Origin of the sequence: Caballeronia mineralivorans PML1(12) (assembly GCF_001028175.1) — a bacterium.
Lineage (GTDB): Bacteria > Pseudomonadota > Gammaproteobacteria > Burkholderiales > Burkholderiaceae > Caballeronia > Caballeronia mineralivorans.
On record NZ_AEJF01000084.1, the window covers coordinates 26,958 to 39,690 of the forward strand.

12 protein-coding genes are annotated in these 12,733 nt (G+C 61.9%); 2 read left to right on the top strand and 10 right to left on the bottom strand.

Translation table 11 applies throughout. From position 1 onward, the window contains the following. Positions 1-210 precede the first annotated feature (210 nt). From EOS_RS12555 to phnS, 7 genes are all read right to left on the bottom strand, one after another. Positions 211-774 (bottom strand): phosphonate degradation HD-domain oxygenase, encoded by a 564-nt coding sequence (locus EOS_RS12555; protein WP_047846973.1) that lies wholly within the window; start codon positions 772-774, stop codon positions 211-213. 2 nt (positions 775-776) lie between these two features. After that, the gene (phnY, locus tag EOS_RS12560; protein WP_047846974.1) at positions 777-2,231 is read right to left on the bottom strand and encodes a phosphonoacetaldehyde dehydrogenase; all 1,455 of its coding nucleotides are present in this window, start codon (positions 2,229-2,231) and stop codon (positions 777-779) included. After that, positions 2,228-3,496 (bottom strand): phosphonoacetate hydrolase, encoded by a 1,269-nt coding sequence (phnA, locus tag EOS_RS12565; protein WP_047846975.1) that lies wholly within the window; start codon positions 3,494-3,496, stop codon positions 2,228-2,230. Before phnA ends, phnY begins: the two co-directional genes overlap by 4 nt. Positions 3,497-3,636: 140 nt before the next feature. After that, positions 3,637-4,476, bottom strand: a complete 840-nt coding sequence (phnV, locus tag EOS_RS12570) for a 2-aminoethylphosphonate ABC transport system, membrane component PhnV (protein ID WP_047846976.1) — start codon at positions 4,474-4,476, stop codon at positions 3,637-3,639. Further along, the gene (locus EOS_RS12575) at positions 4,466-5,365 is read right to left on the bottom strand and encodes a 2-aminoethylphosphonate ABC transporter permease subunit (RefSeq protein WP_047846977.1); all 900 of its coding nucleotides are present in this window, start codon (positions 5,363-5,365) and stop codon (positions 4,466-4,468) included. The genes phnV and EOS_RS12575 overlap by 11 nt, the downstream gene beginning before the upstream one ends. Next, positions 5,343-6,440, bottom strand: coding sequence for a 2-aminoethylphosphonate ABC transport system ATP-binding subunit PhnT (phnT, locus tag EOS_RS12580; RefSeq protein ID WP_082163323.1), 1,098 nt, complete (start codon positions 6,438-6,440; stop codon positions 5,343-5,345). The genes EOS_RS12575 and phnT overlap by 23 nt, the downstream gene beginning before the upstream one ends. A 54-nt stretch (positions 6,441-6,494) precedes the next feature. Continuing rightward, entirely contained in the window at positions 6,495-7,586 is a 1,092-nt protein-coding gene (phnS, locus tag EOS_RS12585) for a 2-aminoethylphosphonate ABC transporter substrate-binding protein (RefSeq protein ID WP_047846978.1), read from the bottom strand. Positions 7,587-7,867: 281 nt separating this feature from the next. On the opposite strand from phnS, the gene EOS_RS12590 reads away from it, so the two are divergent. Continuing rightward, positions 7,868-8,995, top strand: coding sequence for a 2-aminoethylphosphonate--pyruvate transaminase (locus EOS_RS12590; protein WP_047846979.1), 1,128 nt, complete (start codon positions 7,868-7,870; stop codon positions 8,993-8,995). A gap of 22 nt (positions 8,996-9,017) precedes the next feature. Here EOS_RS12590 and EOS_RS12595 read toward each other — a convergent pair whose 3' ends face one another. Further along, positions 9,018-9,773, bottom strand: a complete 756-nt coding sequence (locus EOS_RS12595; RefSeq protein ID WP_047846980.1) for a DeoR/GlpR family DNA-binding transcription regulator — start codon at positions 9,771-9,773, stop codon at positions 9,018-9,020. A 109-nt stretch (positions 9,774-9,882) separates the two neighbouring features. Here EOS_RS12595 and EOS_RS12600 point away from each other — a divergent pair, with 109 nt between their 5' ends. Beyond that, complete coding sequence (locus EOS_RS12600) at positions 9,883-11,061, top strand: TIGR03364 family FAD-dependent oxidoreductase (RefSeq protein ID WP_200908637.1); 1,179 nt, start codon at positions 9,883-9,885, stop codon at positions 11,059-11,061. A 206-nt stretch (positions 11,062-11,267) separates the two neighbouring features. Here EOS_RS12600 and EOS_RS12605 read toward each other — a convergent pair whose 3' ends face one another. Both EOS_RS12605 and EOS_RS12610 read right to left on the bottom strand, forming a co-directional pair. Beyond that, positions 11,268-11,780 (bottom strand): hypothetical protein, encoded by a 513-nt coding sequence (locus tag EOS_RS12605; RefSeq protein ID WP_235442792.1) that lies wholly within the window; start codon positions 11,778-11,780, stop codon positions 11,268-11,270. Positions 11,781-11,955: 175 nt separating this feature from the next. Next, a complete protein-coding gene (locus tag EOS_RS12610; RefSeq protein ID WP_047846981.1) occupies positions 11,956-12,474 on the bottom strand; it encodes a hypothetical protein in 519 nt (172 codons plus the stop codon). Between the last annotated feature and the right edge of the window lie 259 nt (positions 12,475-12,733).

Genomic DNA, 12,733 nt, shown 5'->3' on the forward strand with positions numbered 1-12,733 from the left:
TCTGTCAAGCGGGACGGGGCCGGGGGAATAGGCAGGTTACGCTATTTTTATTTTTTTGGTAATGACCCCAGGCAGCCGTGGAATCGGCGCGACATCCGCCGGCGGCCCGCCCTTTTGTCGCATTTCCGTCATCGGAAAAAGTCCGGCCGCGCTCTGGGTCGGGCATTTTATTAGTTCGGTTTCCTGATGGTATTCCGTTTCAAAGACTGTTTACGACACCGTCCGATGGCTTTCCGAGAGCCTTTCGATTAGCTGAATATAGTGGTCCAGCGAGGGCGTAACCCGCTCCGGACACTTGGCGAGATCGTCCCAGCGGCGCAATGAAAGCGCATCCTGCGCGAAGGGTTTGCGCATGAAATCATCCGCTTCCTCCGTGCTAAAAATGCCGCCCTGCAATTTCAGGCTGCGGACCGAATCCGCGGATAGTGTCGAGAAATAAGCGGCGTCGACGGCGCATAAACAGCGCTTCGCGTCCACGTGCAGGCGGATCGGCTCGAGCACGGCATCGCTGAAAAGCGGACGCAGGAAAGGCAGCGCGAAATACTGGTGCAGGTCGTCGATACCCCGCTCGCTCGGCGTCTCACCCTGGAGATTCAGCAAGTGTCCCAGATCGTGCAAGAGGGCCGCGCCGACAAGCGTTTCGTCAGCGCCGGCTTCCTCGGCCAATGCCGCCGTCTGCAAGGCGTGTTGCAGTTGCGTAACCGGTTCGCCGCTGTAAGCAATAGCGCCGTAAGTATCGAAGAGATGCCGGATGTCGGTGAGTGTCAGCGCCATATTTATTCCCAGGGCAGCGAAAAGGTCTTGAGGCTCGTAAAGCTTTTCATCGCTTCCTGCACGCCTTCCTTGTAACCGAGCCCCGAGTCCTTGATGCCGCCGAAGGGCGTCAGCTCGATGCGGTAACCCGGCACTTCCCAAATATTGACCGTACCCACGCGCAACTCGTTCACGAAGCGCGTAATCAGGTCCGCCCTATCTGTACATACGCCGGACGACAAGCCGAATACCGTGCCATTGCTGATACGAATGGCGTCGTCGATAGTGTCGAATTCGATGATCGGAGAAACCGGCCCGAACGTTTCCTCGCGCACCAGCGTCATGGCTGGATCGACTCGATCGAGCACCGTGGGCGAATACAGCGCTCCGTGGCGGTGATTACCGCAGAGCAGCCGCGCGCCTTTGGACACCGCATCGTTCACGCGTGCCTCGAACAGTTCGGCGGCAGCCGCGTCGATCACGGTACCCATCTGGTTCGCTGGATCGAACGGGTCGCCATGACGCCATGCGAGCGTTTTTTCCACCACGAGCTCCGTGAAACGCGCAGCGACGCCCTTTTGCACCAGCATCCGCTTGACCGCCGTGCAGCGTTGCCCGGAATTCTTGTATGAGCCTTGCACGGCAAGTGTTGCCGCGCGCTCCACATCGGCGTCGTCGAGCACGATCAGCGGGTCGTTGCCGCCCAACTCAAGCACCACGCGCCGGTACCCCGCCTTCTCTGCAATCGCCTTGCCGATCGCCACGCCACCGGTAAAAGTGACGAGTTCGGCGTGCCGGTGGGTGACGAGTTCCTCGGCGATCTCGCGCGGATCGCCGGTCAAAACCTGCAACATGGGTGCCGGCAAACCGGCTTCGTAGAGTACGTCGGCGAAGTAATAAGCCGATAACGGCACCTTCTCCGACGGCTTCAGGATCACGCGATTATTCGTCGCGATAGCCGGCGCAATCTTGTGCGCGACCTGATTCATCGGATGATTGAACGGCGTGATGGCGACGATCACGCCGGTCAGCGGTTCGCGCTGGGAGAACACACGGCGAGCTTTGCCATGCGGAGTGAGATCGCAGGAAAAGCTCTGGCCGTCGTCGCGCAACGCTTCCATCGAAGCGAACTTGAGCACGTCGGCTACGCGGCCAATTTCATAGCGCGAGTCCTGCTTCGACAAACCCGATTCAAGCGAAATAAGATCCGACGCTTCCTCCGTCCGCTCGCGCAGCAACGCCCCCGCGCGCTCGAGAATCTGCGAGCGTTCATAACGCGTGAGCGTCGCCCGGTAATTCGCCGCATATTCAAACGCGTCGCGCACGTCGTCCACGCTTGCCATCGGCACGGTGCCTACGCGAGTGTTCGTGTAAGGATCGAAAACGTCGATAGTGCGTGCACGCGCCACACGCTCGCCTTTCAGGCGCAGCTTCTCCTCCCGCAGCGGGTGCTGCTCGACCGCGAGAACGGCGCTCATGATTCGAGCACCAGATGGTTCAGCGCGATGTTGAAGACATCGAAGTTGCGCAGCCGTTTTCCATCTAACTTTGACTCGAAACCATCGGTCACGCGATTGAACAGCAAGGGCACTTCCTGCTCGGACACGCCGCCATGCGAGCGCAGCGGCACGGTCAATCCCGACAGGTCATGCTCTGCGCGCCGGGTGCCGAGCGCCGTGTTGCGCCCGCTCACCACCACCAGGTCGCCTACGCGATCGTTCGGCAACTCGAAGCGCTCGCAGGCGGCCGCGTTGTCGAGCACGATCTCCACGCCCGGCAGTTCGGCAATGCGTGCCGCCAGCGCTTTTGCATCGACGGAAGGCGGCAGGTAGATTGTTGCGAACGAGCCCAGTGCGCCGTGATGCACAACGTACGGATCGGTAATCGGCAAGATCACGCGCGCGTTCGGCGCGTCGAGCGTTTCATCGAGCCAGTCTTGCAGATACACCACGTTCGGCTCGCCGGTCGCGGCGTCGTGCTTCGCGTTCATGCCGTGGTCGGCCGTCAGACCGATCACCGCGCCAAGTTCGTTCAGGCGCGCGAGGTAACCGTCCATCATCGCGTAGAACGCGTTCGCGCCGTCCGTGCCGGGCGCGCATTTGTGCTGCACGTAGTCGGTGGTCGAGAGGTACATGAGGTCGAGCTTGCGGGTCTCGGCGAGTCGTACCCCGGCCGCGAACACGAACTCGGACAGTCCCGCGCTATACACGTCCGGCACCGGTTTGCCGACCAGCTCCAGCACGTCTTCAATACCGTTCTCCGCGAGCGTCACCGCGTCCGCTTTCTCTGCCGAGAAACAGATGCCGTCGAGTTGCCAGCCGAGCAAACGGCGCAGCTTGTCCTTCGCCGTGACCACCGCTACCTTTTCGCCGCGCTGCGCGGCCGCCGCCAGGATTGTGCCGGCGCGCAGGTAGGCCGGGTCGTTCATCATGACTTCCGCGCCCTTGCCCCCGTTCGCTTGCGGGTCGAAGAAATAGTTGCCGCAAATGCCGTGCACCGAAGGCGGCACGCCAGTCACGATGGACAAGTTGTTCGGGTTGGTGAACGACGGAATCACGCAGTCGGCGCGAAACGCCGAGCCGCCCCGCAGCATCGTGCCGATAAACGGCGCAACCCCCGCCGCGACAGCAGCTTCCAGGTAGTCGTATTCGCAGCCGTCGACGCAGACGACGACCGTCAGCGCGCGCGCCGAACCATAAGGGCGGCCGTTAACTTCCATGAACGTTTCGGTGGACGTGGACATGAGGTTCCTTTCCGTGATGAACCAGCGTTTTATCTAACAACGCGATTTCCATATTTTGATGCACAACGCCAATATTTGCCACATTTATCGGCGCAAGGCGGAATCCCGGAAAACGGGATTCCGGCAACCCCCCCCCTGAATCAGGCCATTCGCCGCCGTGGTACTTTCGCCGCGATGAGGAGCAGTGCAGCGAGCGAGACGGCCAGCAAGATCAGCGAAAGCGCCGACGCCGGCAAGTAATAACCACGGTTCACCTGACCGACCACGACAATCGGCACGGTGGCAAAACCCGGTGGATAGACGGTCAACGTCGCGCCCAGTTCGCCCAGCGATAAGGCGAATCCCAGCGCAAGACTTGCGCGGATGGCGGGCACGAGTTGCGGCAAGACCACGCGCGAGAGCACCATCGAGGGCGGTGCGCCGAGACTTGCAGCGGCTTCGCGCAAGATCGTGAGTTCGGGGCGCAACGCGGCGGCGGCGCACCGGTAACAAAAGGGCAGCACGAGCGCGAGCTGTACCAGCACCACGATTGCCGCCGACCCGGAAATATCCAGCGGTTTCTTATGGTACGCGATCAGCACGGACAGCCCGAGCACGACGCTTGGCACGCCGTTGGGCATCATCGCGATGGTGTCGACCCACGCGCCCACGCCGCGGCGGTCGCGACCTTCCAGCGCCAGCGCAAGCCAGAGGCCGAGCACCGTGCCCAGCACTGCAACGCCGAAGCCGACTTCCAGGCTCGTGGTCAATGCGTCGAAGTCGCTGGAACCGAGGCGTTCGAACCAGCGCATGCTGAAGCCATCGGGGAAGATAGTCCCTGACCAGTGCGACGCGACGCTCGAGAGCGCCACCACGATCACCGGCAGCACGAAGAGCCAGAAGCACAGCAACGCGGCAAAACCCATGAACACCCACGCACCGATCCGCTTCAGCGAATGCGGCTTCGACGTGGTCACGGGCAACGTGAAATCAGTTGCCATTGCGGCCTCCCGTGTGTCGGTTGACTCGTCTGTACAGCGCGTACAGCGAGAGCGACATTGCCAGCATCACGACAGCGCCGGCAGCCGCGGTCTGCAAGTCGAGATCGACTGTCGCCGAACTATAGATGGCCATCGGCAAGGTGATCAGATGCGCGCTGCCGAGCACCAGCAGAATGCCGAACTCATTGAGCGTGAGAAGGAAACACAGGATGGTGCCCGCTGCAATGCCCGGCCACGCGAGCGGCAGGATGACCTTGAACGCGACCATCGGACCATTGGCGCCGAGGCTCTTGGCAGCTTCGATCAGGCGCATGTCGAGCGTGGCGAACGACGCGAGTGTCGGCCGCACGACGAACGGCGCATAGAACACGACTTCCGCGAGAATCACGCCACCGATACCGAATAAAAAGTTAAGCGGCGGGTCCGACAGATTAAAAAGCCGCTGCAAGCCGATGCTCACTGAACCCTGCGAGCCATACAAAAAGATTAATGTGAACGCGACGAGAAACGACGGAAACGCGACGAACAACTCAAGGAAACGCGTAACGAGTTTCGCACCGGGGAACGGCTTGAAAAACAGCATGGACGCGAGCAGCACGCCAAGTACTGACGCGAGTGTCGCGCTCGCAAACAGGATGCCGAGCGTCGTGCCGATTACACCGCTTGTCTCGGGATTGGTGAAGAACGCGATGTACGGATGAAGGCTTAAACCGTGTGCACCAGTCACGCTCAGCGTCAGGAGCTGCACCAGCGGATAGATGACCAGGGGCCCGAGCACGACAACGAGAATGAACCACAAATGCCACTGTGCGAGCCGTTCGCGCCGCCGCTTCGCAGCGGTATGCGCAACGTCGTCGACTACGTGTTCACTCACTGATAAGGACGACATCGTCAACCTCATGGCGTAGGGAAACACGCGCGCCCTTCTCGGGCATCGGGCCGTGGGCACGTTGCATAGTGACCAGCACGGGTTGATCGGGTAGCGCGTCGAGCATCACCGATACAGACAAAGCCGCGCCGTACCACTCCACCGAAGCAATAGTGCCATGCAGCTGCGCCGCGCCGAGCGGCACAATCGAGAGACACTCGGGACGCACGCATGCGACCCGGTCGCGCTCGTCGTGACGCGCATCGCCGATGGGGAACATGATGGAAGGCGGTAATAGATTCGCAGCGCCGAGATAACGTGCGACGAACGCGTCCTTCGGGTTGTCATAGAGTTCGCGCGGTGTGCCGAGTTGCGCAATGCGGCCATCGCGCATCAGCAACGTACGGTCGGAGAGCACCAGCGCGTCGTCCTGATCGTGCGTGACGCACACGATTGTCAGGTTCGGCAAACGTTCATGCAAGGCCTTGAGTTCGGTACGAACCGAAGCGCGAAGGTTGGCATCGAGTGCGGACAGCGGCTCGTCCAGCAACAGCACATCCGGCTCGATCACCAGCGCCCGCGCCAACGCCACGCGCTGCTGCATGCCGCCCGACAACTGCGCGGGCATCACGTGCCCGGAGTCGCCGAGTTGCACGAGCTTGAGTGCATCGGCTACGCGCCTGGCGATCTCCCCTGCTTTCAACCGCCGAGCCCGCAACCCGAACGCGACGTTGTCGAACACCGACAGATGCGGAAACAGCGCATAACTTTGAAACAGCAAGCCGAGATTGCGCTTGAATGGCGGCACGTGCGTGAGATCACGCCCGGCCACCGTCAACGTCCCCGCCAGCCCGTCCGCCTCAATGAAGCCCGCGATAAACCGCAGCAACGTGGTCTTGCCACAACCGCTGCGGCCAAGCACGGTCAGCAGCTCCCCACGCTCGATAGTCAGCGACAGATCGTCGAGCACGGTGCGTGTGCCGAAACGCACGCTCAGCCGGTCGATGCGCACGCCGCCGGGCGTCTGCTGATTCGATTCCACGGCAGCGGCGTCGTGAGTGGCCGGAGCCAGCGTCAAAGTGTTCACGGTTCGCATCCTTGAAAGCTTGAGGAGGACAACGCGGGCTCGAAGGCTAAGGCAAATAAATGCTTAGGACTTCGGCTTGACGACATCGACCTGCTTGCCCGAGTTGCCGATCACGTCGTTTTTCCAGCGCGCGGTCCATGCAGCCTTCTTCTCCATCACCCGGTTCCAGTCCACCGGAATCAGCTTCACGCCCGAGATGGCCTGCTTGACCACCTCGCCGTTCTTACCCGCGAGCGGTACGTCGGTACGGCCCGGAATGCCGTAGATATCCGGTACCTTCGACTGCACTTCCTTCGACATCAGGTAGTCCACCAGCTTCTTGCCTTCGTCCTGGTTCGGGCCGCCCTTGATCAGGCCGATTGCGTAGGGCAACTGGAACGTGGTCGGTGCTTCGCCAGCCTTGGCCGAGAGGAAGATCGGCTTGAGCGAGAGGCCGCCGTTGGTAGCGTCGTCCAGGTCCATCTGCAGGTCGCCGTTGGCGAACGCGATCTCGTTGCGCGAGAGCAGGACGTCGAGATACCCGGTGCCCTTGGTGTGGAATTTTGCGCTCTTTTCCAGCTCTTTCAGGTAGTCGAACGCCTTGTCTTCGCCCATCAGCGCGCTTGTCAGGATGATCACGGCCATGCCGTCGCCGGCGGTGGCGGGATTCGAATAGGCAACTTTGCCGCTGAAGTCGGGGTGCAGCAGGTCGCCGAAGGTCTTCGGAGCGGTCTTCGTGATTTCGGGGTTGATCGCGAACGAGAAATAGTTGTTCACGAAGGTCGCCCAGGCGCCGTCCGGCGCTTTGGCGATGGCCGGCACGTTCTTGTAGTTGACGCTCTCATACGGCTGCAGCAAGCCGCTTTGCGACGCCTGCTGAATGAACGGCGGCAGCGTGACGATCACGTCCGCCTTCGGCGAATCCTTCTCTACCGTCGCGCGATTCACCACTTCCCCGCTACCCGCCGTGACGATATTGACCTTCACGCCTTCCTTCTTTTCGAAGGCCGGCAATACGTCCTTGTACAGGTTTTCCAGACCGTCGGCGGTGTACAGGACAACCGCATCGGCAGCAACTGCAGGCACGGTCACCGCACTCGTGAAAGCGGCCACGGCCAGCGCCGGCAACATGCGCTGCGCGAGGAAACGGGAAGCGGGAAAGCGACTTTTTGTCATGGTGCTAGATCTCCGGGAAGGCGGATACAACCAGGTGGCGTGAGGGTAGACGCACGTTTTTTTAAGCATCGGCTGCGTCCGATGCGTCCGATGATTCATTGGCGCGGCGTTCAGAAAATTCAGTCTGCCAGCAGCCCGAACGAAGAATCACAGAACTTCATGACAGCGACATGACGATGCCACATTTTTCCAACAAAAAACACATTTCGCCAAAATTCCGCTTAGACTATTTCATGTCTGCAAAACGATGCAAACGTCGCAGCAGCACTTACAGAATTCGGATGGAGGAAAACGTGATCAACGGAAGTGACCCGATTTTGCTGACCCCTGGCCCGCTGACGACATCGCCTGCCACGCGTCAGGCCATGCTGCGCGACTGGGGATCCTGGGACGCGGCTTTCAACCGGATGACAAGCGAGATCTGCCGCGATCTGCTTGCGATCGTGTCCGGTCAAAAGGATTTTGTGTGCGTACCCATGCAAGGCAGCGGCACGTTTTCCGTGGAAGCCGCGCTTGGTTCGCTCGTGCCGCGCGATGCCGTGGTGCTGGTGCCGAACAATGGCGCGTACTGCACACGCTTACTGAAAATCCTGGAGCGGCTGGGTGTGGCCTCGGTCGAGCTCAAGTTCCGCGATGACGAGCCGGCCAGCGTCGCGCGGATCGAAGAGATGTTTCGACGCGAGCCGCGCATCACGCACGTGGCGCAGGTGCATCTGGAAACGAGCGCGGGTTTGCTGAACCCGCTCGACGACATTGCGGCGCTATGCTCCAGGCATGGCAAAAGCCTGATCGTCGACGCGATGAGTTCGTTCGGCGCACTGCCTATCGATGTATCGAAGGGGGGTATCGATGCAGTGATTTCCGCCAGCGGCAAGTGTCTCGAGGGCGTGCCGGGGATGGGATTCGTGATCGTGCGACGTGCATTACTGGAAGCATCGGCGGGCATCTCGCGATCGCTCGCGCTCGATCTGTACGATCAATACGCCTACATGGTGAAGACTACGCAATGGCGCTTCACGCCGCCTACGCATGTGGTCGCCGCGTTGCGCGCGGCACTCGATCAGTTCATCGCGGAAGGGGGGCAGCCGGCGCGCGGCGCGCGTTATCGCGGCAATTGCGCGGCGTTGATCGAAGGCATGGCGTCGCTTGGTTTCAGGCCATTTCTCGATGCTGAGGTGCAGGCGCCGGTGATCGTCACGTTCCATGCACCACGCGATCCCGCCTACGATTTCAAGCGCTTTTATGAAGCCGTCCGCGATGCGGGTTATGTGCTCTATCCGGGCAAGCTGACGGAAGTGGAGACGTTCCGCGTGGGCTGCATCGGGGCAATCGATGCCAATGAGATGCATAACGCGGTAGCTGCAATCGCGCGGGCGCTAAGTACGCTGCAAGTGCGTCTTGCAGCGTGACGGCAGCATGGCGAACCGGCACTCAGGCGATCACCAGCTCCGGGCCGCGTGCGGCGATGGCGCGGCGCATCGCCTTGTCGGGCGCGACTTCGGTAATCAGGTAACGCGCTTTATCGAAGTCGCGGATACGCACGGGCGTGACGTTGCCGAACTTCGAGTTGTCCGCGACTATAACCGCCGCGCTCGCCGCCAGGATCATGCGGCTGCGCACCTCGGCAGCCAGGCGCGAGTAGTCGGTCAGGAACCCGTCCGGCGTGATCGCGCCGGCGCCGACGAAGGCGAAGTCCACGTGATATTGCGAGAGTTGCTGCACGGTATCGAGGCCGAACACGGCGTCTTCGTTGTCCGAGAGCTCGCCGCCGAACAGCGTGACCTTGTTGTCGTTGTGGCGGCCGAGCAGCAGTGCGATGCGCCAGTCGTTGGTGTAGACCATCAACCGGTGCCGGTCGCCGAGTGCACGCGCGACAGCTTGCGTCGTGCTGCCCGAGTCGATGATCACCGACGCGCCGTCGGGTACGAGTTGCGCGGCACGCTCGCCGATCGCGCGCTTGGCCACGGCGTTCGCCGCTTCGCGCACGTCGAGGTCCGGTTCCCGGCGATCGTTGGACAACGCACCGCCGTGGGTGGTCGCGATCAGGCCGCGTTCGGCGAGTGCGTTGAGGTCGCGCCGGATTGTCTCGCGCGACACGTCGAGCGCGCGTACCAGTTCGGCGACCGACAACGCGCCGTTCTTCGACAACTCCGACAGGATGTATTGATGACGTTGTTCGGCGAGCATCGAGTGCGGCCGGGCATGCCGGCAATGAATGATTGAGCGAACGGATAAACACCGGACCGCGCGTATTGTAGTACGTGACAGGCGTAGTACGTGACAGGCCGCTAAACGGATGACCATGACAACGACACACACTCCTCTTCATACCGATGTCGCGATTATCGGTGCGGGCATTCTCGGGCTGGCGCATGCCTATGCGTTCGCCAAACGCGGCTTGCGCGTGACCGTATTCGAGCGCAGCGGCACGCCCGTCGGCGCGTCGATCCGCAACTTCGGCATGGTGCTGGTGACCGGCCAGGCGCCGGGCGCGATGCATGCGCTCGCGCAGGCATCGCGGGAAATATGGCTCGGCTGGGCAGCCGGCGCGGCTTTGCATGTACGGCGTTCCGGCTCGCTGATGTTCGCCCGCAGCGAGGCCGAGGCGCGGGTGATGGAGTCGTTCGCGGCAACGCGTGCCGAGGCGTCGGGCTACGACGCCGCGTTGCTTTCACGCGCGGCTCTCGACGATCTTTACGATGGCCGCTTCCAGAAACATCGCGCGGCGCTGCATGGACGCGCCGACCTGCAGGTGTTTTCACGGGAGGCGGTGCCGGCGCTCATCGACTATTTGCGGCGTGCGTTTAACGTGGATTTTCGCTTCGGGACGCTTGTGCGGGATGTCGATGGCGGTCTGATCGAGACGACTGCCGGTGCGTGGCGCGCGGAGCATGTGGTGGTGTGCGCGGGACACGATTATCTGTCTCTGCTCGCGCCGCAGCTCGCTGCGTTGGAACCGCGCGTGTGCCGGTTGCAGATGCTGCGCGTGCGGCCGGCCACGCCTTTTGCGCTCGATCACGCCGTGCTGACCGGTCTGAGCTGCCTGCATTACGGCGCGTTCTCGGATCTTCCCGAAGCCGCCGCGCTGCATGCGGAAGTGGCTGCGCGGGAGCCTGCGCTGCTCGAGCATGGCATTCATTTGCTGGCGAGCCCGACGCCTGACGGCGGTCTGATTGTCGGCGACTCGCATGACTACGGTGACGATCCGTCGCCGTTCAATGCGCATGCCATCGATGAGATCCTGCTTGGTCTTGCCGAGGATACGCTCGGTAGTGCGTTACGGGTCATCGAACGTTGGCAGGGGGTGTATGGCGCACGCACCGGGACTTCAGGGGCGCCGTTTTCCGTGCTGCGGGCTGGGCCAAACGTGACCGGTGTGTACATGCATAGCGGCGTGGGCATGAGCATCGGGCCGGCGTTGGGGGACCGCGTCGTGAGTCATTTGCTTGATGGCGAAGCGCTGCCCGCTGTGTGACAACTTGCCGCAGATACCGCTGCGTCATGAAGTGGGGTGTCTTGGAGCGCGTCACCCGGCGGCGTCATTTAGCCAATGGCAAGAAACTGTTTACTGGCTGCGGTTGGGTGGGCCGTGGTCTGGTCGATGCCGGGTTGCTGCTTTTGAGTTTCGTGGCCGGCCTGTCTTAGCTGTTCTCTTTATCACTGGTAGTGAGCACCCCCTCTTCACGATCCGCTACACGTAGGACTCGACAGATTCCGAAAACGATTCGGCCAATCTCCCGCCATCGCCGCCTGCGCCGCGGCCAGCGGCATGTCGCCGGTACACACGCAGCGCTTCAGAAACACCGCCAGCCGTTCCTTGCGGCGCTGCCCCGCACGTCCATCCCAGCGGCGAATGTCCAGATTCGCCGCGGCGGTCGGAGAACCGCCGAGCAGGATCGGCATCCGGTGATCCAGCGCGTAATCCGAAGCGTCTTCCGGGGTCACACGGCGCTGCTTCAGCAGTTGCTCCTTCTGGCGCTGCAAGGTGTCGAAAGGCGGCAGGACATCGTCGGCATAACCCGGCCGGCAGATCGTGTCCACGATAGTCGACTGGGTCACACGCGGGTCGAGCAGCTCGGGTTTTTGTGCGTGAACCGGCGCATTGCCTGCCGCAAGCGCAAGCAGCAACCACGCGGTGGCAACACGCCAGTGAGAGCGGCGGTGACAGTGATGCGGAAGATACCTTCTATTCATTCGGCGATCGGGCCGCGCCAGAAACGTAACGGCCAAGTGTCGGAGCGAGAGGAGGGGGTAATTAAAACACATGCAGCTTCGGAGAACCGCATCGGAGATTAATCATAAAGCCCGGATGGCCGGTCTGGATCGACGTCGATCGCACATCGTTCGATACGAAGCGCACATGACGCGCTCAGGTCGGGTGCTGCTCCAGCGCCGTATCGAGTGCGGTCGCTTCGTCATGGAAATAAGCGTAGGCGGTGCGGATCGCCGCAGTGTCATAGCCGGCAACATCATGCACGAGTGCAAGCAAACGATGGAAATCCCACGATGCAAAAGCTTGTCGCGCCTTGTCGAGATCTTGCCGGTTTGCCGATTTCAGCGCGTCGACCAGCGCAGCCGCCTGATCGCCGAAGCCGTTGAGTTGGTCCGCGTCGAAGCATGGGACTGCTGGTGACCCCGGGGTGGATTTCACAGGGGCGCGGTTGAAATCGTCCAACTCGGCGACCGAGCAATCGACGGGCTCCGGTGCAGTTACGGCGTGGTCGTAGTCTGCGCCGTTCAGATGCCCAGGATACAAGTCCGGCGCGCTGCGTGCGGGCAAGACGGCGTGGCGAGCGACAATACTCGAAGGGAAGTTGTGCGTGGGACCATAGGCAAGGGTCTTTACGGAGCGCCTCTCGGCGCCGATCGCCGCGGTCGAAACGTGCATGAATGGAACGTCCGACGCGCGCTCGAAGCGCGAGGCGGCGTTTACAGCAAGCGAGAGATCGCTTACAGCGACAATCCTCGGCGCTGTCGATACCCTACGCCCTCGCATCCCGCGCGGCAAGCCTCAGCGCGTGCCGCAACATACCGAGCCCGAGCGGCTTGACCAGACACAGCGTCATTCCCGCAACGATCGCTTCCGTGACTGCCTCGGGTTGCGCGTTCGCCGTCACGCCCACGATGGACGTCGGCTTCATATCAAC